Here is a 21,795-nt window from a genome sequence, read left to right on the forward strand (position 1 = left end):
CCTCCTCAGACACTGACAAACAAATCATTGTAGCGCAACGCCCGGGGTTCTGACCAGAGCGTTAGTCTAGTCCGGTCAGTTCATGGTGACTCGGGACTAGTTGCGGCGGGTGAAGCCCGGCTGGTTCATCGGGTTGATGACCGTGCCGTCCTTCCACAGCTCGAAGTGCACGTGGCAGCCGGTGACCTGACCGGTCTGTCCCGTGTAGCCAATTACCTGGCCCTGCGAGACGGACTGGCCGCGCGATACGGCGAAGCCGCTCAGGTGGTTGTAGACACTCACGTAGGACGAGCCGTTGATGATGCCATGGTTGATCATCACCTGGTTACCGGACGTTCCGGTCGTTCCGGTGGGATTCGTTGCGGTAACGACACCCGCGGCGGTAGCAACCTGTCCTTCTCCACAGACGGAGCGGAGGTCAACGCCGTTGTGCATCCAATAACCGCCCGTGATCGGGTACCACCGCATCCCAAACGGTGAGGTCACGTAGACCGGGGCGGGAACGGGGGTGACAAAGGTCGTGCGGGACGGAGCTGGCGCAGGTGCCGGAGTGGGCTCCGGGGTCGGATCTGGTGTCGTCGGTGCAGACGGGGCTACCGGAGCAACGTTTTGACGCGCTTCCTCTTCACGGCGCTGACGTTCTTCCTCTGCAGCCTGCTCCGCGGCGGCTTCTTCACGGGCCTTGCGGGCGGCTTCCTCGGCTGCCCTGCGGTTCTCTGCGTCGATCTCCGCGATCCGACTGGCCGTGGATTCCTGCTCCTCCTCGATGTTGGCAATCGAAGCCTCAAAGTCATCCTTGCGGACCTCAAGTTCAGCGGCATACTGCTCTTCTTCCGCCTCGAGGGCGACGAGGTCATCCGCCTTGGCCTGCGCCATGGCACGCTTCTCGTCCAGTTCGAGAACGATGGCGTCCGCTTCTTCTTGGAGGACGATGATGTCGCCTTCGACAACCTGCTGACGGGCCAGCCTGTTCTCGTTGACAGCAACCTGCGTCTGGGCTTCTTGGATTAGGGCCGTCTCGGTGCGCGCAATCGAGTTCGTTGCCGCAATTGCAGAGAACAGATCGTCGGAGCTGGTGGCACCAAGCCACAGATCCAGGGAACTTCCCGCGGTGTCACCGCGGTACGCAGAACGAGCAAGCTCGTTGAGGGAGGACTGGGTTTGGTCAGACAGTTCAGAGTCGACAAGAAGCTGATCTTCGATTGTCTCGAGCTCGGCCCGGGCCGCTTCTAGCTGACCGGTAATGATCTCCTGCTCGCGCTCCGCAGCGGAAAGGTCGGACTCTGCCGTTGCCAGTTCCGCCTGGGCAATCGGTAGCTTGTTCCTCGTGTCTTCAAGGGCCAGGTAGGCCTCCTGAAGGTCCAGGTCCACGCCTTCGAGAGACGACTGGAGTTCTTCGAGCTTCCGATCGTTCTCTTCCTGCTGCTCGACAAGCTCATCGCGTTCCTCTTCGTTGTCGGCAGACGCCGCCGATCCAGACAGGACAAGGAGAACCACGGAGGCGGTTGCTGCGAATACGTTGCGGATTCTCATTGATTAGACCTTCGTGTAACGGCGGAGGGCAATGTAGGAGGCGAGGACAGTCACGACAAGGGCGCCACCCACGAGCCACGGAGCCATCACGAGAACATCGCCTGAGTCAATGAACTTGACGAAGCTAATCTGACCGTCCGTGCCACGCTCGTCGAAGAAGTACTTCACTCCCCCGTAGAGGGTGCCGACCGCTAGGCCGGAGCCCAGGAGGGCCGCAAAGAATCCTTCGAGGACGAAGGGGGCCTGGATAAGGGAGTTGGAGGCACCGACCATTCTCATGATCCCGGTGTCCTTCTCCCTAAACATAGCCGAAAGGCGGACCATTGTAACGATCAGAAGTAGGGCCGTGATGATCATGGTGATGGCAAGACCACCCGCAATAATCGTTGCGCCGTTCAGTACAGAGAAGATCGACTCGAGCTGTTCGCGTTGGTCGATGACATACTCAACACCGGGCTGGCCGGAAAGCTCGTCGGCAACGATCTCAAACTCTTCGGGTCAACGAGCTTCACGCGGAAAGACACCTGCATGGCGTCTTCCGACAGGGCATCAACCCAGGTTGTCCCCTCCATCTGCTCCTTGAAGTTCTCCAGAGCATCGGCCTTCGACTCGATGTAGATCTCATCGACGTACGGTGCCATCGCTTCGGAGCGGAGGAAGTCATCGATCGCGTCGATTTGTTCCTGGGTGGCCTCTCCCCCGGCACATTGCGCCGTTGTTGGGTTGCTGGGGCACAGGAAGGCCGTGACTTCGACCTTGTCGTACCACTCGTTCTTCAGGTTGCCGACCTGGGTTTGCAGGAGTGAAGCCGCTCCGAGGAACATGAGGGACACGAAGGTAACGAGCGTCAGGGAAGCAACAACGACGCGGTTGGAACGGATTCCCTTGAACGTCTGGGAGAGAACAAAGCCCAGTCTCATGCCTGACCTCCCTTGCCGTAGATGCCGCGTTCCTGGTCGGAAACCACGACACCATCAGAAAGCGTGACGACGCGCTTACGCATTTCGTTCACAATGTCGTAGGCGTGGGTTGCCATGACAACCGTGGTTCCCTTTCGGTTAATGCGATCAAGGAGCGACATGATCCCGCCCGCCGTCTTACGGTCGAGGTTACCGGTCGGCTCATCGGCAAGGAGAAGCTTGGGGCGGTTCACCATGGCCCGGGCAATGGCGACGCGCTGCAACTCACCGCCGGACAGTTCGGTCATCTTCCGCTTTTCCTTGCCGTCCAGACCCACCATTTCCAGGGCCTCGGGCACGGCGGTCCGGATGTGGTGACGGGGCTTGCCAATCACCTGCATGGCGAGCGCCACGTTGTCGAACACGTTCTTGTCTTCCAGCAAGCGGAAGTCCTGGAAGACGCGGCCCACCTGGCGACGGAGTTTCGGAGTGCGTCGGGCCGACAGTTCCTTGACGTTCTTCCCCAGCACATAGATCTGCCCGGACGTTGCAGTCTCTTCGCGCAGGCATAGCCTGAGGAACGTGGACTTACCGGAGCCGGAAGGCCCCACGAGGAAGACGAACTCCCCTCGTTCGATATCGAGAGTCACGTCGTCCAGGGCTGGTTGCGCCCCCGTCTGGTATTTCTTCGTGACGTTCTGAAAAGTGATCATTCGTGGCCAAGCTCGTGCGACAATAATTCACGATTAAGCTACCGCACCCACTCGGCCACGCGACGAGGCACGCCGTTATCTAATTGTCATCTTCGGAGTGCTGTCCCACACGCCAGCGAATTCCGGCGTCAATAAATCCGTCGATATCACCGTCAAAAACGTTGTCGGGATTGCCCGATTCGAAACCGGTACGCAGGTCCTTGACCATCTGGTAGGGATGCGTCACGTACGACCTCATCTGGTCACCCCACGAAGCCTTCACATCGCCAGCGAGCGCCTTCTTCGTGGCGGCCTCTTCCTCCTGGCGCTGGATAAGGAGCCGTGACTGGAGGACCCGCAGGGCGGCAGCCCTGTTCTGGATCTGGGACTTCTCGTTCTGCATGGAGACGACGATGCCGGTGGGAAGGTGGGTCATTCGGACAGCGGAGTCCGTCGTGTTGACCGACTGACCGCCGGGACCGGACGAACGGAACACGTCAACCTTGATGTCGGCCTCGGGAATATCAATGTGGTCAGTCTGCTCGGTAAGCGGAATAACCTCGACGGCCGCGAAGGAGGTTTGGCGGCGGCCCTGGTTGTCGAACGGAGAGATACGGACCAGGCGGTGGGTACCGGCCTCAACCGAGAGCGTGCCGTAGGCGTAGGGGGCCTGCACCTCAAACGTCGCGGACTTAATGCCGGCCTCTTCCGCGTAGGACGTGTCAAGCATCTTGACGCTGTAGTTGTTGCGTTCAGCCCAGCGGGAGTACATGCGGACCAGCATTTCAGCGAAGTCGGCAGCATCCACGCCACCGGCACCGGCGCGTACGGTGACGACTGCCTCGCGCGAGTCGTATTCGCCCGACAGGAGCGTCTTGATCTCGAGGTCGTCAAGGTCCTTGTGGATCTTCTTCAGTTCGCGGTCGGCCTCAGCGTAAAGCTCAGCACCGGACTCCTCGTCGGTTTCCGCTTCCTCCGACGCCATCTCCACCATGACCTCAACGTCATCGATGCGAGCTTCCATGGCGTTAATGCGGTTGAGCTCTGACTGGGCGTGCGAGAGTTTGGAGGTGACCGCCTGCGCCTTCTCCTGGTCATCCCACAGATCGGGCGCTGACGATTCCTCGGTCAGCTCAGCGATCCGCTTCTTCAAACCTTCTGGGTCGGTGACGAGGCGGATCTGCTCGAAAGTCGAGCGAATATCGGAGATCTCTGCAGAATAATCAGTAGCCACGCCTTCCAGGCTACGGCAAAAACCACCTGTCAGCGTAGCCACATCCCGGAGTGTGACGTGGCAGGTAGGGTCCCAATCGCATAAGTTGATCTCGTGGCACACTCATCCCTCTACCTCGCGGCTATCGCCGTTTCCGCCCTCGAGGACGTCGAAATCGTCGCGACCCGTCCTCCGTTTGAGGAGACCCCCGACTATCTTCTCGGGGCGCTTTGGACTCTCAGGGCCGGCACTGGGTTGTGAAACTTCCCCGCCACCAACTCGCAGGAGCTTCACTCGAAGCCGAAGCATCGCTTGCCCCCGGTCTTATCAAGGCCGTCGACGAAGGTAACCTACCCTTCGATGTTGTCCGCCCCAAGGCCTTCACCACGGTGAAGGAGGGCGGCCGGGCCATGGTGTTCCGCGAACCGTTTGGTCAAACGATCTCCCTCGAAGAACTCACGAAGGCTGGAGCACAGTCAGTGGGACGCGTACTCGGCGCCCTCCACGAGCTCGACACCCAGGTCTTTATCGACGCCGGTGTCCCCAGCTACGACGCAGCCGGTCTGCGTCAGCGCCTCACAACCGAACTCGAGGACGTTGCCCTCACCCGCATGGCTCCCTCAAGCCTGCTGGGCCGCTGGGACACATGGATTGCCGATGACGAGCTCTGGCAGATCAACACCGTCCCGGTTCACGGGGATATGGATGAGGACAACGTCCTCTGGTCCAACGGTCAAGTCTCCGCGATCACCTCATTCGGTGAAGCCCACGTCGGCGACCCGGCAATCGACTTCGTGTGGCTCGCCAACACCCTCGACCTTGACCTGCTTGACACCGTCACCGAGTCCTACGCGATGGCGAGAGGAACGGGAGGCGATGCCCACCTGCTCGACCGAGTAGCCCTCCACTCCGAGTTCGCTCTGGCCCGCTGGCTCCTCCACGGCACGAGGATCGACTCCCCCGAAATCATCGAGGAAGCCCGCGCCATGCTCATCGAACTGGACGAAACAATCGCGAGCGACCCCGACGAGATCTCCGGCCCCAGGTGGCAGATGGAGGTGCCGAGCGCAACGACGCCCGTCACCTCCCCCGACGAAGATTGATTGAAGAAGCCACTCGGATTGAAGAAACCAATGGCATTCACGGAGGAGTGCTAACTGATTAAGACCGCCAGCAATCGGCTGTCTCAATCTTTTATTCAACGTGAATCGTCTCCCCCGGGAGACTTGGTACATCTCCGGGCGGTCTAGGCCGTCTCCTTCACCTGTTCAAGCAGGCTGCCGATGATGGTTTCCAGTTCCTCTTCGGGAATCGGATCGACATGATGGAGCCGCTTGGCCTCGTCCTTCTCGCCGAGATAGGCGAAGGTGGCTGAGATCAGAGACTGATCAACACCGGTGGTACGCGACCACGCCAGCCGGTAGAGATGTAGCTGGAGTTCTCTACTTGGCATGTCCTTCTCCGACGGGCACCGCCCTGTCTTCCAGTCAACGATCCGCAGCCGTTCCTGCCCCGTCTCGGGATCAGTGCCGTCACTGAACACGGCATCGACGGTGCCTCGCATGGGAACACCTGCGACAACGACATCGACAGGCGCTTCTACTGCGACCGGGATATCACCGGAGGAAACGAACGGGATCGACTCAAACCGCTGAATCAGTTCGGCTACACGCGGGTTGTTGAGGTCAAGGCCAAGCACCTGATCAGCATCGCCCGACACATCGATGAGGTCGGCGGTACGCGGGGCGCCGTACCTGCTTGCAATGTATTCGTGGATCTGCTGCCCGAGCCGTGCCGCTCGGGCCGGCTCAGTCGGGATTGGTCGCTCAAGGTCGGTCCGGAACTTCACCGGATCCGCCGCCATCTGAACCACGCCATTAGCAGTCAGGTGCCCGATCTCGAACTCCTCAGCATCGTCCCCATCCAGCAGGGCAAGAAGATCGGAGAGGGATTCCCGCACCCAACCCGAAGCTTCCGACACGGCTTCCGACATGTCTTCTGCCGTTCTCGGTACTCGTCCCGCAACGAATTCAGCGGCTTCCCGAGTCTGTTCGGTCGCGCCCCTGTTCATGTCGGCCATCCACTGTCCCGACATGAGCTCGTCGGTCTCATCCGCATCGACCTCGGGAATCTCGGTCATGCTGACACCGCTCAACGGAGCGTCAATGCCAAGGAGGAGTCGCGAGGGGCCCCTCTTCCGTTTCGCATTCGCTGGGTCCTTTTCGATGGCTTCCCGCTCCGCCATTTCCTGCTCCGGTCTTTCAAACCAATAGCCGGCAAGTAGAAGGCGACTGCGGGGCCGCGTCATCGCAACGTAGGCTAGCCTGCGGATCTCCCGATTCTCATGGTCTGCCATATCTTCGCTGAGCCAGGCAAGATAGCTCGCCTCTAGTTCCTTGGGTGTCTCAGGGTCCTTCCACCTCCATTGCGGGATCGAGTGAGCATCCTCTTGCATCCACGTGGGAATCTTGCCGTAATACGAAAGCCACGGTTTCGTCGGTTTCATTGTTAGCAGGTCGAAGCCCCCGTGCCGCAGTTCCGGTATCGCAACATAGTCCCATTCGAGACCCTTAGCGCCATGAATGGTCATGATTGTGACGGTGTTGGGGTTTTCCAGCTCGTCCTTTGTCACGCCCTCTGATTCAAGCGCTAGATCGGCTAGCGGGAGATCTCCATCGTCATCACCCTTGTCCTTTTCCTCAACGAGGTCGAGCCAGTCAAGGAATGCCTCCAGAGTTGCACCCTCGGTATTCTCCGAGTACCCGGCCGCCATGCGCTGAAGTGACAGGAGGCTGGCGCGGCCAATCCCGCCTGATGCTGAACGAGAGGCCACCTCAGTCTCGATTCCCACGAGCCGGACAGCAAGTCCAACGAGGTCTTCCAGACGCGAGTAGCGAGCCTCCGTCAGTGCCTTGAGCCAGGCCTTTAGGAGGCCAAGCCGTTCCTTGCCTGCGGGGCTTACCTTGGAAGATTCCACGTTATCGAGAACCTCAACAAAAGATCTCTCAGAATCGTCGCGATAGACCCGTTCCTTCCGGAGCAGGTTCAGTGCTTGAATGTCGGCGGGTGAAATATTGAGGTAGGCAAGCATTCGCATGATGGCTTCCCCTCGCGGCGGATTAGAAACCGCCCTGAGAAGGCCCTGATTGTCTTGACCTCCGGCTGAGTGATCGCACTTTGATTACCGTGCTCGATAAACGGAATGTCAAGCTCCGCGAGAGCGTCCGCAATCGGTTTCATGGTTTTACGAGCCCGGCACAGCACCGCAATGGATGGGCCCTGTCCCTTGTTGTCACCAGCATGAGCCCTGCGGTACTCGTCGATATCACGGGCAATCGCTTTGAAGGAGTCATCCTTCATGACCTCGAAGGAAATCTGGACTTCTCCCCCGGTCGTATTGAAGGCTTCAAGCGGCGCAACGTTGAGGCCGCTTTTAGCTGCGTGTGCTCGGAGAGGTGCAGCGACCGCGTTAGCTGCCTCAAGGATTTCGCCCTTGTTCCGGAACGCGGTCGCCAGCGAATACTGCGGCATTTTCTTCCCTGGCTCAGCGAAGTTCCGGGTGAAGTCAGCCAGGGCATCGGCTGATGCTCCTCGCCATCCATAGATTGCCTGGTTTGGGTCACCAACCGCAGTAACATCGTGACCACCGGCAAACACGTCGGCGAGAAACTTGGCCTGGTTTACCGAGGTGTCCTGGTATTCGTCGAGAAGGACCAGCCTGTGCTCATCACGAAGGGATTGAACAATATCGGGGCGTGCCTGGAGGACCCGATGTGCAACAGCAACCTGGTCGGCGTACTCGGTGAGGCGGTTCACCTTCTTGTACGCAAGATATTCGTCCACAACATCCAGCGCGGCTAGCCGAGTCTCGTGGGTCGGGAAGTGCCTCTTGACCGCGGCATCCTTTGGAGTCATTGTTTCTACGCCAAGCTCCCGCAGGTGGCTATCGAACTCCACCATGCCTTCACGAACGTCGTCGGTTGTGAGTTCATTGTTGAGGATTGTGGCGGCAAGGTCCTTGATCCGATCAGCAATAGTCCCGAGCTGATTCTCGTTGTCCTTACCGAATCCACCTTTCCAGTTCCTCACAAGGTCATGGATGATCTGGTACTGCTCAGCATCCGTGATGAGACGCGACGACGGGTCAACTCCAACGATCAGTCCATGCTCAGTGGCGATTCCTGACGCAAAGGCGTTGTATGTCGCGACGATGGGGCGAGACAGAATCACGGTCTCTTCATCGATTGCCGTGGCCCCAATTCGTGCGGCTTTACGGAGCATCGCAGCAATTCTGGTCGACAGCTCATTTGCTGCTTTCTTTGTGAACGTCAGGCCGAGAACCTGCCCGGGTTCCACGTGGCCTGCGGCCACGTGGTAGACCACCCGTAGTGCCATCGTCTTTGTCTTACCGGCGCCGGCACCAGCAATAACAAGCGATGGCTCGGGGCCGCCCATGATGACCTCGAGCTGATCGGGCGTTGGCGCAAAGCCATCAACTTCCTGGAGGAAGGCGGAAGCACCTTCGGGAGTTTGTAGGTTCACGAGAACAGGGCTCCTTCTTCATACAGCGGGCACACAACTTTCGCCGAGCAATATCTGCAGGCGTCATTCTCACGAGCCCCAAGGTCCACTCCGCCCAGTTCGTTCTTCACTTCAATAAGCATCTCGTCTACCTGAGCCCGACCTTCATCAGTTAGCGGATCTTGCTCGCGGGTCTTCGGTAATCCGCTCTTATCGGCCTCTGAAACATGGACGAGTTTCGCTCCGGCTGTCGCTTGTCCCGTCTCCTTTTCGTACAGCCACTGGTATACCTTCAGCTGTGGATTCTCCTGCACCAGGGTTTTGCTCTTAGGTTTCCCCGTCTTAAAGTCAACGATCACCGGACCATCTGGAGTTTCTTCGATCCGGTCAATACGACCCGCAACGGTGAAGCTGTCTGTTTCAACTCGGACGGTCCGCTCAACAATTCCTTTCGGATGTTCTCTCAGGTAGTTAGAAAGAGTTTCGACCTGGAAGAGGAGTATTTCCCTTTCGAACTCCCGCTCGTAGCCGTCCGCCAGATCGGCCGCATAGTCATCCCACATCGCTTCGACACTCTCCATCATGGCTTGAAGGTCTCCGTCGGGATGTTTTTCAGCAAGCTCGTGCACAAAGGTTCCTCGGGACAGGGCACGCACATCTTCGACATTCTTCAGGCCGGCCGCTTCCATAAACCATTTGAGTGTGCACTTCAGAATGTTCTCAACGCTTGATGGCGAGATCCTAGTTGATGCTTCCCACGGCTCAGGGTTGCTCGGTTCGAGAGTCGGGATCCACGTTTCGGGTGCCACACCGATTCGATCGCTCGGACTCCATGTCGGCAAGGACGCCAAGATATCGGCGGCAAGCTCACGGTCAGAGTCGCGCACGCGCAGGGTCGGGTCGCTGATCGCGGAGCGCAGCCTACCAATCACACCGGGGATTGACATGGAAAGCTGGCTCGACTCGATGTGCTCTATATCGGCCTCGGTTGCGATGAGGTCAATGAACCGCGAGTGCGAGGTATCTTCGGAATCGACCGCGGTAAAGACGAGTTCCTTCCTGGCGCGACCGATCGAGAATGCCAGCATGCGTAGCTCGTCGTCGAGGACGGAGCGCAGGCCGGAGATCCCGTCCGTGAGCCGGTCGAGGTGAAGCTCGGCAAGGCGACCCGCACCGAACAGCCCGTCTCTGATTCGCAGGTTTGGCCAAGCCCCATCATTCAGATCGGCAACGATCACGAGTTCGAAGTCTTGGCCGATTGCCATGGCGGGGGTTAGCAGGTGGACGCCACTTTCCCGACCGGTCCTTGCGATCGAGTCCTCAGCGATGTCCTGTCCTTCAAGCTCGTCTATCAGCTGAGCTGCCGTGGTCCTGGCATCGCGGTCAACCATGCGCTGGGCGACGCGGAACATCTGCATAACCGAGTCGAGCATGGCGCCCGAGGACCTGCTGGTGGGTCCACCGGATAGTGCACGCTCACGCCAGTCTTCGGCAAGCCCAACGGCTTCCCACGCTTCCCAGAGAACAGCCTCGGCATCAAGACCGCTTGCGATTGCAACGCGTACCTTGTCGAGGATGTGGGAGAGCTTTCTAAGGGGGTGGGCCCAATCATCCTTCGGCGGCTCTACGAGAGCGTCCCGCACCGGGGTCTCAGATTCTCCAAATGCGGCGTTAACGTGCTGGACGAGGGTCCTACGATGAGAGGGCTCGAGCCCGATAACGGGAGATGATAGAAGGCCGAGCAGGTCCGCATCAGCTAGTTCTCCTCCGCCCGCTTCGCGGATGATGTCCATGAGGGCACGGACGACCCTGCTGTACCTCAGGGGCTGGTTTCTGGCGGCGGGACGCACCCGCACCCCGGCCTCGCGTAGGACGCGTTCGATCTCGGTGTGGGCGCCGCGTGAGCGGGTGATGATGGCGATGTCGTCGTAGCGGAGGTTACCGCGGACGTGTTCACGGCGGATCATGCGGGCTATGCCCGAGAGCTGCTGGTCGCCACCGGGGAAAGTCGTAATTGAGAAAGCATCTTCACCGTCTGCGGCCTCGGGCTTGCGATGTTCGCCGGTTCCGGCCACCCCTATTCTGGCAATGAGTGAATCTTGGAGGGCGGCGAGCTTGGCTCCTGCCCGATGCCGCTTTTCGAGCGTGACCAGGCCTGCATTCACGCCGAGCCCGGGCTTACTGCCGCGAGCCAGTCCCGGAAGGTGTGCAATGCCGCCGCGAAAACCTTCGACCGCGGTGTCGGGGTCCGCGGTCATGACCAGCCGAGCGCCCCTACCGTCACCGGGAATTATGTCGTGAACGGATGAGAGCAGCGATGCTGTTGCGAGCGTGGCGTTCTGATAGTCATCGACAAGGACCCAGTCCCAGGTCGGCATTGCGCCCTGCGACCATGCATCGGGCGTGGCGAGCAGGCGTGCGGCCTGGTGGACAAGGCGAGCGTGGTCGAAGCGGTCCGCTCCCGCTCCGCCGGGCGCTGTCGCATCCTCGAGGGCCAGAGCGTTCTCGTAGTGGTCCATGAGGTGCCCGACGGCGATCCAGTTTTCCTCGCTGCGGTCGGTTCCGAGCTGGACGAGGTCGGCACCGGATAGGCCGAGTTCAGCGGCACGGGTCAGCAGGTCGCGGAGTTCGGCGCGGAATCCCGGCAGGGCAATAACGTCGGGCGTGATCGCTTCGGGCCACGGGATTTGGTCCCCAATCTCCGCAAGCAGCTCGGTGATAATGGCGTCTTGTCCGGGACCGGTAATGAGTTCGGGGGTTTGCCGTCCGCGGTCGGCCGCGTATTCCTGGAGGATTCCAAAAGCCCACGCTTGGGCGGTTCGAACAGAAACGTTGTGCGGGAGCCTGCCGTGACGCAGGGTAAGTTTGGAGCGAAGATCGTCGGCGGCCTTGCGGCCCGCGGCGAGCAGAACCAGGGATTGGCCTCCTTCGATGATGTGGGAGGCAGCTTCCAGAAGGACCGTGGTCTTACCTGTTCCCGATGCTCCTGTGATGACAGTGGCGGTGGCTCCCGCTGCTGTCTTAATTGCACGCCGTTGTGAATCATCAAGGTCGAGTTGCTCCATGGCATTTACGATACGTCAGGCCGGGGGCCGATTTGTTTCACTTTTCGGCTAGTGACGAATCGATAAGGGTGTTCCCCTTCTTCTTTCGTACGATTGTAGCTATGGAAATTCAGATTGGAATTCAGAACATCGCCCGCGAACTCACCTTCGAGGTCGACCAGACCGCTGACGAGATTGCCGCAGCTGTCACGGAGGCTATCTCCTCGAACGGTGTCTTCACCGTCAACGACACCAAGGGTCGCCGCGCCATCGTCCCGGTATCTACCCTCGCCTATGTTTCCACCGGTGAGGATGAGCCCCGCCGCGTCGGCTTCGGCCACCAGTAAGCCCTCGGTGTGAGCCCGGTCCGTTGGTGGCCGGGCTATCCAGGCAACCCACCTTTCGGCTCTGGAGAGCCACGCACATAGCATCCCGGTTCGTTTGTGCGCCGTGCGGGAACGCTTCGGACCACGCAAGTCGATCCGTTTCTGGATGTGCGCAAAGTAGCGCTACCACCCACTTCCAGGGAGGCACGGCGGCGATCATTCTTACCTTCTCACTTCCTCTGCCTACGCGCATTGCACGGTTGATCCCAACACAGATCCACGCGTTTCGTACGAACTGGACTAGGATGATCGTGAAGGTTGACCGGTCGTGCTGTTGACATTGACTTATCCCGCCGGATTCCCGGCACTGCTTCTTGGCGATCGGCTACCGGTGCTCTCGAGCACCCCCGTTTGCTCATGAAATAAAAGGATACGAATGTCTACATCCGGACAGATCAATACTGATGCGGCCGCAGTGCCGACCGCGAACGAGCCGAAGGCGGATATTGATGCCACGGCCGAAGAGCTCAAGCTCGAACAGAAATCTTTCGCTGACTTCGGTGTCAGCAAGCCCATCGTTGAGGCTCTCGCAGCCAAGGGCATTACCCACCCCTTCCCGATTCAGGCCCTGACTCTCCCGATTGCTTTGAAGCGTCAGGACATCATTGGCCAGGCCAAGACCGGTACCGGTAAGACCCTCGGCTTTGGTATTCCGATCGTGGAATCCGTCGTTGGTCCTTCCGAGGAAGGCTACGAGAACCTGGTGGCACCCGGTGCACCGCAGGCGCTCGCCATTGCCCCGACCCGTGAGCTTGCCGTTCAGGTGGCGGGCGATCTGAAGATGGCATCGGCTAACCGTGACGTCCGCATCGTCGAGGTGTATGGCGGCCGTGCCTACGAGCCCCAGGTCGATGCGCTAAAGAAGGGCGCCGAGATCGTTGTCGGCACTCCCGGCCGTCTCATTGACCTGCACAAGCAGCGGGTCCTCGACCTCTCCCACGTGAAGACACTCGTCCTGGACGAGGCTGACGAGATGCTTGATCTCGGTTTCCTCGAGGATGTCGAGACCCTCATGGCCGCCACCCCGGCAACACGTCACACAATGCTGTTCTCGGCCACCATGCCGGGCTCCGTTGTTGCCATGGCACGCCGCTACATGACCCGCCCGACCCACATCCGGGCCCAGGATCCGACCGGCGATCAGAAGACCGTGAAAGAAACGACACAGGTCGTTTACCGCGCCCACCAGCTCAACAAGATCGAGGTGCTCGCCCGGATCCTCCAGGCGGAGGGTCGCAAGCTTGCCATCATCTTTACCCGCACGAAGCGTCAGGCCGCCCGCGTTGCCGAGGAACTCGAAGAGCGTGGCTTTGCCACCGGTTCCCTGCACGGCGACCTGGGTCAGGGTGCCCGCGAGCGCGCACTGCGTGCCTTCCGTTCCGGCAAGATCGATATTCTCGTTGCCACGGACGTGGCCGCCCGCGGTATCGACGTCGACAACGTCACCCACGTCATTAACTACCAGTGCCCCGAGGACGATAAGACGTACCTGCACCGGATTGGCCGTACCGGCCGCGCCGGTCATCACGGCACCGCCGTCACCTTCGTTGACTGGGAGGACACTCCCCGCTGGTCCGTCATCAACTCCGCCCTCAACCTCGGTACTCCCGAGCCGGTGGAAACCTACCACACCTCCGATCACCTCTACGCGGACCTGAACATCGATCCGAACGTGACCGGTCGTCTGCCCCGCGCACAGCGCACTCGCGCCGGACTCGAAGCCGAAGAGGTTGAAGACCTTGGCGAGACCGGTGGTCGCAAGGGTGGCCGTAACCGTTCCGGTGGTGGACGTCAGGGAGGCCGCAGCGGCGGACGTGGCGGCCAGGGCGGTCGTGGCGGAAACCAGGGCAACCGGAACCGTCGGGCTGATGGTGGGGAGGGCCGTTCCGAGCAGGCTCCTCGCAGGAACCGCACTCGTCGCCGCACGAAGAACGGTCGCGCGCAAGGCAATTCCGGCGAGTAGCAACCGGGCTTCAACTGGGATTCACTGACTGCTAGTTACTGAAGTTCAACAGGTGCAAGGGAGGGAAGGCGTCACGCCTTCCCTCCCTTTATGCTTTGCTAGCCAAGTACATCGCTAGTCATATGGGCCGCATTTGCTTGCGGGACTGACTAAATCTGTTCGATGACTCCGAGGATGCCGTTAACGATGAGCTGGGTAGCGATTGCGGCAAGGAGCATGCCAGAGAGCTTCGTGAGAAGAGTTGTTCCGCCTTCACCGAGAACGCGGTGAATGACGACGGAGAAGCGGAGTGCCGCCCAGGAAACAATGTGGACTGCAACGAAAGCGGCTATGACAGCAATGATTGACGGGGTGTTTGATCCGGCGTCTTCGACGGCGAGCATGAAAGCAACGATTGTGCCGGGGCCCGCGAGAAGCGGGGTGCCAATCGGAACGAGAGCCACGTTGGTTTTGCCGGCGGGCTTGCCTGGATCGGATTCTTCGCCGGTCAGGAGCTGCAGCGCTACGAGCAGGAGGAGCAGGCCGCCAGACATCTGCATGGCTTCCACGGAGATGTGGAGGAAACCGAGGATATAGGTTCCGAACAGGCCGAAGACGGCCAGGACGCCAGCGGAGACGGAATTGGCCTGCCAAGCGGCCCTGGCTCGTTCTTTCGGGGTGAGTTTCGATGTTAGTCCCAGGAAGATCGGCACGTTGCCGGCGGGGTCCATGATGACGAACAGCGTAAAGAATGTCGACGCAAACAGGGTGACATCGATGACGTTGTTCACGGGTAGTAGACCTCCATTGCCGCCTTGTGAGCGATCCTCTCGAACATTTCGCGCGAGGTGGTGTTCTCGCCGAGCAGGTTCTTCTTGCCTGAGCCATGGTAGTCGCTCGAACCGGTTTGGACGAGTCCTCGCTCGGTGACAATGCTCGCCAGTTCTCGGCGGTCTGCCGGGGAATTGTCCCGGTGATCCACCTCGAGGCCATCAATCCCCAGGTCCAGGCCCCGCCCGATCGCCGTCCAGTCGTGGGAGCCACCGCGGGAAGCGGCCCTGGGGTGTGCCCAGATAGCTACTCCCCCGGCGTCGTGAATCAGGGCGATCGAGTCAACGAGCTCGGGTGCCCAGTACGGCCGGTAGTAGGGCGATCGTGGTGACAGGTAGCCGCTGAAAGCCTCATCCCGGTGAGAGATCGTGCCCCGTGCTAGGAGAGCGTCGGCGATGTGGGGGCGGCCGAGGGTCGCATCCTCCCCCGCCACGGCTACAACTTCCTGCCAGGTCACAATGCCGTCTTTCTCCATGGCGTCCACCATGTTGATCAGCCGTTCCTGACGCGCCTGGCGGACGCGGATGCAGTGGTCGATGATCCCTTCATCGGGATCAAAGAGGTATCCGAGCAGGTGAACGGTCCGGTGCTCGTGCCGGGTAGAGATTTCGATTCCGGTAACAAGCCCAACACCCGTCGTGGCAACGGCTGCTTTGGCTTCGCCATATCCGCGAACGGTGTCGTGATCGGTCAGCCCAAGGATCTCAATACCCACGCTGGCAGCCTCCGCCATGAGCTCGCCGGGTGTCTGCGTGCCATCGGAGTGCAGGGAGTGCGTGTGGAGATCGATCACTGCCCTAGGCTATGGCTTTTTTGAAAACTATGCCCACAAACTCTCCCTCGACAGCCCCGCCGACGCGCTTTTCCGGCAGAACCCACTTCCCCGATCAGCATCACCACATGGAGCGTCGTAGCTACTCCTTCGAGTATCGACGCGTTCAAGCTTGTCGCTTGGTCTTCGGGCTATCACAGGTCTTGCGCTGTCCTTCACAGCTAGGTCCTTCATAGCTCGGTCCTTACATAGCTCGGTCCTTTATCGCTCCGTCCGTTATGGCTCCGTCCTACGTTGCCTCGTCATTCCTCGTGCACGGTATGGGGTCGGTTCGGCGTATAGCGGACTGGCTGGAATCGATACGGCATGAAAGGGGTGACAGAATGGAGGCATGACTGAAGAGACAGAAGACCGCGGTTCGAACCGCTCGCAGAGGCCCGACAATCGTGAATTCCGACAGTTCATTGGTGAGGACTGGGGTGAGCGTCCCGCAGGCCCGCCCCGGTCGGATGTTGCCGACTACACGGCCGTCCGCAGGAAGAAGCTAGCCGAGCAATTTCCGGGTCAGCGGCTTGTGATTCCCGCCGGAGAGCTTCGGGTCCGTTCGAATGACACGGACTACAGGTTCCGTGCCCACTCAGCTTTTGCTCACCTGACCGGCCTCGGTGGCGAACTGGAGCCCAATGCCGTTCTCGTTCTCCACCCGGTCGAGGGCGGCGCGGAAACGCACGAAGCTGTTCTCTACTTCCATCCCCGGTCCCCTCGTAGCTCCGAGGAATTCTGGGCCGATTCCCGCTACGGCGAATTCTGGGTCGGTGCCCGCCCGTCCCTGGAAGAAATGACAACAATGACGGGCATCCGTTCCGAGCACATCGAGTCGCTCCCCGATGCTCTGGACAAGGACCTGGGCCAGGTGCAGCTCGCTGCCATCACCCAGGCAGACACGAAGATCGATGCGCAGGTGACCGAGCTCCGTCAGCGCGAGTCCCTCACCGGTGGCGAAGCACTCGACTCGAAGCTTCTCGAAGCAGCCAGCGAGATCCGCCTCCGCAAGGATGAGTGGGAGGTGGCCGAAATCCAGAAGGCCATCGACGTCACCCACTCGGGCTTCGATGAAATCATCGCGAACCTGCCGCGCGCCGTTGAGCACTGGCGCGGTGAGCGCGTCGTCGAAGGTGCTTTTGCTCAGCGAGCACGCGAAGAAGGCAACGGGGTCGGCTACGACACGATCGCGGCTGCCGGTAACCACGCAAATACTCTGCACTGGATCGTCAACGACGGCCGGGTGAAGGACGGCGAACTCATCCTGGTTGACGCTGGTGCCGAGGTTGATTCCCTCTACACCGCCGATATCACCCGCACCCTGCCGGTGAACGGCACGTTCACCCCGGAGCAGGCCAAGGTTTACGAGGCTGTTCTCGAGGCGTGCGAGGCGTCGCTTGCGAAGGCCAACGAGAAGGGCGTGAAGTTCCGGGAGATCCACCAGGCTTCCATGGAGGTCATTGCCCGCTACCTCGAAGAGTGGGGCTGCCTGCCCGGTACTGCCGAGGAGTCGCTTGCTCCCGACGGCCAGTTCCACAGGCGGTGGATGCCGCACGGCACCTCCCACCACCTGGGACTCGACGTTCACGACTGTGCCCAGGCTCGCCGGGAAATGTACTTGGATGCGGTTTTGGAGCCCGGCATGGTGTTCACCATTGAGCCCGGCCTGTACTTCCGCGAGGACGATCTGAAGATCCCCGCGTGGCTTCGCGGAATCGGGGTGCGGATCGAGGACGATATTCTCGTGACCGAGACCGGTGCCCGTCGCCTGTCGGAAGATATTCCCCGCACCACCCAAGGTGTGGAAGCCTGGATGAAGTCGATCCTGGACAAGAGGAGCTAGCCTATGCAGCGTCGAAGCCGTGTTTTCGTTGGTCGCCTAGCAGGAACCGAAGTTTTCGATCCCATCGGCGACAAGGTCGGCAAAGTCCACGACGTTGTCGTGCTCTTCCGTCTTGTGGGAGCCCCACTCGCCGTTGGCCTCGTCATCGAGGTCACCGGGCGAAAACGCGTCTTCCTGCCGTTGTCCCGCGTCACGTCAATCGCCAACGGACAGGTCATCACGACCGGGCTCGTGAACATCAGGAAGTTCGCACAACGGTCCACCGAGACCCTCGCACTGTCCGAGATTCTCGACCGCAGGGTCTCCTTCAAGGACGGCTCCGGCGACGCCACCGTCATTGACCTATCGATCGAGGAGCAGCGCCGGGCCGACTGGCGGGTCTCCGAAGTCTACGTAAAAACGGACAAAAACGGCCCTCACGGCGGAGAATCCCTGATCGTCGGGGTCGGGGACCTCAACGGTCTTGCCACCGGCAAGGAAGGCCAGGCGGCCACCGCGCTCCTGGCACGCGTCGCCACCCTGAAGCCCGCAGACGTTGCCGACGTGATCCGGGACCTGCCTGGGGAGCGCCGCATGGCGGTGGCATCGGGACTGAACGATGAACGGCTTGCCGAGGTACTGTCCGAGCTGGGCGACGATGAACGAGTGGAGATCATGTCCGATCTCGACATCGAACGTGCCGCCGACGTCCTGGACGTCATGCAGCCCGACGACGCGGCCGACCTCGTGGCAGACCTGCCAGCAAACCACGCGGCTTTGCTGCTGGAACGCATGGACCCCGAAGAAGCCGACGACGTTCGCAGGCTACTCACCTACGACGAGAGAACGGCCGGTGGTCTCATGACAACCGAACCGATCATTCTCTCCCCCGAGGCCACCGTCGCTCAGGCACTCGCCTCCGCGCGACGTAAAGACGTAACCCCGGCTCTTGCCGCCACGGTCTTTGTTGCTCGTCCCCCGCTGGAAACACCCACGGGCAGATTCATCGGGGTTGTTCACCTGCAACGCGCCCTACGGGAACCTCCCTCGACCCTCGTCGGTCGGATCGTGGACTCGGATCTTGAGCCGCTCTTGCCGGAAGACACCATCGGAACGGTTGCCAGGCGCCTGGCTACCTACAACCTGACCGCGCTTCCGGTCGTTGACGAGTCCAGGCTGCTGCTCGGGGCCGTCTCAATTGATGACGTTCTCGACCATCTCCTCCCCGACGACTGGAGGACCAGCCCCGATGACGAATCCGACATGAGAGTGGGTGAATCGAATGCCTGACCACTTCAGCGAACCACTCGATGCTCGCAGTAGAAAAGCCCGCAGGATCAAAGCGAACAGGGACACGGACCGGTTCGGGCAGGTTTCCGAAGCCATTGCCCGGTTCACCGGCACCCCGCGGTTCCTTGCCTACCTGACAGTCTTTGTCTCTGTCTGGCTCGCCTGGAACACGTGGGGCCCGGAAGCCCTCCGGTTCGACTCCGCTGCCCTCGGCTTCACGGCACTCACCCTCATGCTGTCCCTCCAGGCGTCCTACTCGTCCCCTCTCATCCTCCTCGCCCAAAACAGGCAGGACGATCGAAACAAGGTCGCGGCCGAGCAGGACAGGCAACGTGCGGAACGCAACCTGGCGGACACCGAGTACCTGGCCCGTGAAATTGCGGGGATGCGGATGACTCTCGGCGACATGGCAACCCGTGACTTCGTTCGTTCCGAGCTACGCGACATGATCGACGAGCTCGACCGCGAGCGCACCGACCGTCTCAAGGAACGCGAGGAACGCATCAAGCAACTCCAGGAAGAGATCGAGGAGCTACGCGGCGAACGCGGTGAAGAGTAACCGAACACGAGGAATCACTTGATGATTCTCAGTGTGAGGAGCCCCGGCCCAAACGGCCGGGGCTCCTCACTTCATGCCTCCGTCAGCTGACCGGAGCTCTTTGCTTCATGCCTCCGTCAACTGGACGGAATCATGCCGGTAGCTGGAATGGTGCCGGCCGCGGTTTTACGACGCGTTCGGGTCGAGGGTTCTTCGGACGGTTGCGGCGAATATGTCTGCACCCGCTGGTCCCGGATGTGTGGAATCCCCTGCGAGCAGTTCCGGGTGTTCCTCGATCGCGTCGTGCCAGTCGGCAACCCTGATGCGGTCGGGGTGCTTGCGTGCGCACTTGTGGATTGCCTCGTTCGCTTCGGGGATCCAGCTGGCGCGTGCCGGGCCAAATCCGGTGACGAGCACAAGGGTGCGGTCCGGCCCAATTGCTTCAAGCAACCTAGTGATGTCCGATTCGTGGATTGTTCCGTTGGTTGCCAGGGACACAACGACGTAGTCTCCGAGCGTGCCGTTCGCCGCGTATTTGGAAATGATATCGGTGGCGACCTGGATGCTACGTGACTCGGCAGCATCCACGGTCACGCCCGGCATCTGCTCCTGTAGCTTGTACGCGGAGGCGAGGGTAACAGAATCACCGATGATGGTGACGCGGTCCCAACTGGCGGGGGTGCCTTCGTATTCCGGGGTTGGATCAAGCGTTGGTTCGACGGGAGCTTCGGTCGGTTCCTCGGGGGCGCTGGGAGCGGGTTCCCCGGGATCGTCGGTGGGAGTGGCCGGCTCCTCAGCGGGTACATCACCGGGTGCCTCACCGGTCGGATCCGCACTTGGGTCCGTGCCCTCGTTACTGTCACCGGTCTGATTGCCCGGTGGCGGGGTGTGGTCGCCAGCATCCGGTGGCGGTATTGGCTGGGTATTCTTGCCTGCCTCGACGGCGGCCTGGCCGGATGAAACCGGCGGGGCGATAGCGATGCCGGTGACGGCGAAGCTGACGACAAGAAGGGGTACACCAACGGCAGTGATGGCCTGGGCCGGGTTGAAGCCCGCAACCCTGTTGCGGACGTGGATCAGCCAGCCTTTCACTCCCATGGTGCGCACCGGGTTCTCCACGAAACGGTAGGAGAGGTCCGCGCAGATGATGGAGAGAGTCGCGATGATGATCGCGGCGACATAGGGGTTGAGGAACGGGAACTGGTAGTACCCGAGAACGTAGAGGGGCCAGTGCCACAGGTAGATACCGTAGGAGCGGACACCGAGCCACGTGAGCACCTTGGAACCCAGAACCTTCTGAAGCGCGTAGGCGGGGCCGGACTGGACGTCCGGGAGCATGGTTCGGATAACGAGGAGAGCCAGCACGGAGGCTCCGACCATCCCCCACGGGTACATGGGACCCGAGTCGGGAAGAAAAAGGCCGCCAAGAATGATGGCGATGATGGCGAACCAGCCGGCTCCTGCCCACGCGCGGGACAAGGGGTTGCGCTGGGGCTCATCCCGTCCGATGACAACGTGCTGGAGGGCGAATGCGAGGCCCGCTCCCAGCATCAGTCCCCACAGGTGAGTGTCGGTTCCCATGTAGGCCCGCGTCGGATTGTCCGTGGCGAGAAGCCCATGCAGATAGATCGAGAAAGAGCCGATGAGGAGGGCGGCACCCACCCGCCATCTCGTCCCCAGGAACGCGAGGCCGGCCACGACGAGTGGCCACACAACATAGAACTGCTGCTCGACCGCAAGCGACCACATGTTGGTGAGCAGAAGCGGGCTCGCTTCCTCAAAATAGGAGGAGTCATGAGCGATCTCAACCCAGTTGTAGGTGGCGGTGAGCGAACCGACGACTTGGCGTCCAAGCGCTACGAGGGCATCCCCACCGACAAAGAAGGCCAGGGCCGCGGAACCGAGGGTTGCGACCAGCACGGCCGGGAAGAGCCGCCTGAACCTGCGTGCCCAGAAGTCACCGAGGCGGATGCTGCCGTGACGCAGTGTGGAGACGAGAAGCAGGCTGGTGATGAGAAATCCGGAGAGCACGAAGAAAACATCGACACCCACATACCCAAGGGGCGCCCTGCCGGGGATGAGGTGGTAGACGAGGACGAGCCCGGCGGCAATGGCCCGCAAGCCATCCAGTCCGGGGATGCGCCGCATCGAATAGTGTGGCCGTTTTGATACCGGCGCCGTAATCATCGTGTTCATTTCACTATCGAATTTACGCCCGTCCTTCCTAACTGCCAACCGCTCACTATACCTTTAAGAAAACTGTGACGATC

At 60.7% G+C, this 21,795-nt stretch carries 18 protein-coding genes; 7 read left to right on the forward strand and 11 right to left on the reverse strand.

Features of this window, described 5'->3' with window-relative positions:
- Nucleotides 1–96 precede the first annotated feature (96 nt).
- The 5 genes from EJ997_RS05510 to prfB form a co-directional block, all read right to left on the reverse strand.
- Nucleotides 97–1,533 carry a M23 family metallopeptidase gene (locus tag EJ997_RS05510; protein ID WP_126703681.1) on the reverse strand — a complete coding sequence of 479 codons (1,437 nt, stop codon included), beginning with the start codon at nt 1,531–1,533 and terminating at the stop codon, nt 97–99.
- Nucleotides 1,534–1,536: 3 nt separating this feature from the next.
- Entirely contained in the window at nt 1,537–1,890 is a 354-nt protein-coding gene (locus EJ997_RS13410) for an FtsX-like permease family protein (protein WP_228201594.1), read from the reverse strand.
- 38 nt (nt 1,891–1,928) lie between these two features.
- A complete protein-coding gene (locus tag EJ997_RS13415; RefSeq protein WP_228201595.1) occupies nt 1,929–2,453 on the reverse strand; it encodes a permease-like cell division protein FtsX in 525 nt (174 codons plus the stop codon).
- Nucleotides 2,450–3,145: a cell division ATP-binding protein FtsE gene (gene ftsE / locus EJ997_RS05520; RefSeq protein ID WP_126703682.1), complete on the reverse strand. Its 696-nt coding sequence runs from the start codon at nt 3,143–3,145 to the stop codon at nt 2,450–2,452. Before ftsE ends, EJ997_RS13415 begins: the two co-directional genes overlap by 4 nt.
- 79 nt (nt 3,146–3,224) lie before the next feature.
- Nucleotides 3,225–4,358, reverse strand: a complete 1,134-nt coding sequence (gene prfB / locus EJ997_RS05525; RefSeq protein ID WP_126703683.1) for a peptide chain release factor 2 — start codon at nt 4,356–4,358, stop codon at nt 3,225–3,227.
- A gap of 93 nt (nt 4,359–4,451) precedes the next feature.
- Between prfB and EJ997_RS12890 the strand changes: the two genes are divergently transcribed.
- Nucleotides 4,452–4,598, forward strand: coding sequence for a hypothetical protein (locus EJ997_RS12890; RefSeq protein WP_164719821.1), 147 nt, complete (start codon nt 4,452–4,454; stop codon nt 4,596–4,598).
- Complete coding sequence (locus EJ997_RS05530) at nt 4,595–5,440, forward strand: phosphotransferase (RefSeq protein ID WP_164719823.1); 846 nt, start codon at nt 4,595–4,597, stop codon at nt 5,438–5,440. Before EJ997_RS12890 ends, EJ997_RS05530 begins: the two co-directional genes overlap by 4 nt.
- Before the next feature lie 143 nt (nt 5,441–5,583).
- On the opposite strand, the gene EJ997_RS05535 is transcribed toward EJ997_RS05530, so the two are convergent.
- From EJ997_RS05535 to EJ997_RS05545, 3 genes are read right to left on the reverse strand one after another with little or no spacing between them, the layout of a single operon-like run.
- Nucleotides 5,584–7,434 carry a 3'-5' exonuclease gene (locus EJ997_RS05535; protein WP_126703685.1) on the reverse strand — a complete coding sequence of 617 codons (1,851 nt, stop codon included), beginning with the start codon at nt 7,432–7,434 and terminating at the stop codon, nt 5,584–5,586.
- Nucleotides 7,383–8,879: an ATP-dependent helicase gene (locus EJ997_RS05540; RefSeq protein WP_126703686.1), complete on the reverse strand. Its 1,497-nt coding sequence runs from the start codon at nt 8,877–8,879 to the stop codon at nt 7,383–7,385. The genes EJ997_RS05535 and EJ997_RS05540 overlap by 52 nt, the downstream gene beginning before the upstream one ends.
- The gene (locus tag EJ997_RS05545; protein ID WP_126703687.1) at nt 8,876–11,923 is read right to left on the reverse strand and encodes an ATP-dependent DNA helicase; all 3,048 of its coding nucleotides are present in this window, start codon (nt 11,921–11,923) and stop codon (nt 8,876–8,878) included. Before EJ997_RS05545 ends, EJ997_RS05540 begins: the two co-directional genes overlap by 4 nt.
- 101 nt (nt 11,924–12,024) lie before the next feature.
- Here EJ997_RS05545 and EJ997_RS05550 point away from each other — a divergent pair, with 101 nt between their 5' ends.
- On the forward strand, nt 12,025–12,249 hold the full coding sequence (locus EJ997_RS05550) for a DUF3107 domain-containing protein (RefSeq protein ID WP_126703688.1): 225 nt from the start codon (nt 12,025–12,027) through the stop codon (nt 12,247–12,249).
- Between the two features lie 415 nt (nt 12,250–12,664).
- A complete protein-coding gene (locus tag EJ997_RS05555; RefSeq protein ID WP_126703689.1) occupies nt 12,665–14,251 on the forward strand; it encodes a DEAD/DEAH box helicase in 1,587 nt (528 codons plus the stop codon).
- A gap of 149 nt (nt 14,252–14,400) precedes the next feature.
- Here the strand turns inward: EJ997_RS05555 and EJ997_RS05560 are convergent, their stop codons facing one another.
- Together EJ997_RS05560 and EJ997_RS05565 are read right to left on the reverse strand one after the other, a co-directional pair.
- Nucleotides 14,401–15,021 carry a MarC family protein gene (locus EJ997_RS05560; protein ID WP_126703690.1) on the reverse strand — a complete coding sequence of 207 codons (621 nt, stop codon included), beginning with the start codon at nt 15,019–15,021 and terminating at the stop codon, nt 14,401–14,403.
- The gene (locus EJ997_RS05565; RefSeq protein WP_126703691.1) at nt 15,018–15,854 is read right to left on the reverse strand and encodes a PHP domain-containing protein; all 837 of its coding nucleotides are present in this window, start codon (nt 15,852–15,854) and stop codon (nt 15,018–15,020) included. The genes EJ997_RS05560 and EJ997_RS05565 overlap by 4 nt, the downstream gene beginning before the upstream one ends.
- A 370-nt stretch (nt 15,855–16,224) precedes the next feature.
- Here EJ997_RS05565 and EJ997_RS05570 point away from each other — a divergent pair, with 370 nt between their 5' ends.
- The 3 genes from EJ997_RS05570 to EJ997_RS05580 are packed head-to-tail and all read left to right on the forward strand — an operon-like array spanning nt 16,225 to nt 19,546.
- Nucleotides 16,225–17,718, forward strand: a complete 1,494-nt coding sequence (locus EJ997_RS05570; RefSeq protein ID WP_126703692.1) for an aminopeptidase P family protein — start codon at nt 16,225–16,227, stop codon at nt 17,716–17,718.
- Between the two features lie 3 nt (nt 17,719–17,721).
- Nucleotides 17,722–18,987, forward strand: coding sequence for a magnesium transporter MgtE N-terminal domain-containing protein (locus EJ997_RS05575; protein ID WP_126703693.1), 1,266 nt, complete (start codon nt 17,722–17,724; stop codon nt 18,985–18,987).
- Nucleotides 18,980–19,546: a DUF1003 domain-containing protein gene (locus tag EJ997_RS05580; protein WP_126703694.1), complete on the forward strand. Its 567-nt coding sequence runs from the start codon at nt 18,980–18,982 to the stop codon at nt 19,544–19,546. The genes EJ997_RS05575 and EJ997_RS05580 overlap by 8 nt, the downstream gene beginning before the upstream one ends.
- Nucleotides 19,547–19,711: 165 nt before the next feature.
- Here the strand turns inward: EJ997_RS05580 and EJ997_RS05585 are convergent, their stop codons facing one another.
- Entirely contained in the window at nt 19,712–21,673 is a 1,962-nt protein-coding gene (locus EJ997_RS05585; RefSeq protein ID WP_164719825.1) for an acyltransferase family protein, read from the reverse strand.
- Between the last annotated feature and the right edge of the window lie 122 nt (nt 21,674–21,795).

The sequence above is a fragment of the Flaviflexus ciconiae genome (genome assembly GCF_003971195.1).
Taxonomy (GTDB): Bacteria; Actinomycetota; Actinomycetes; order Actinomycetales; family Actinomycetaceae; genus Flaviflexus; species Flaviflexus ciconiae.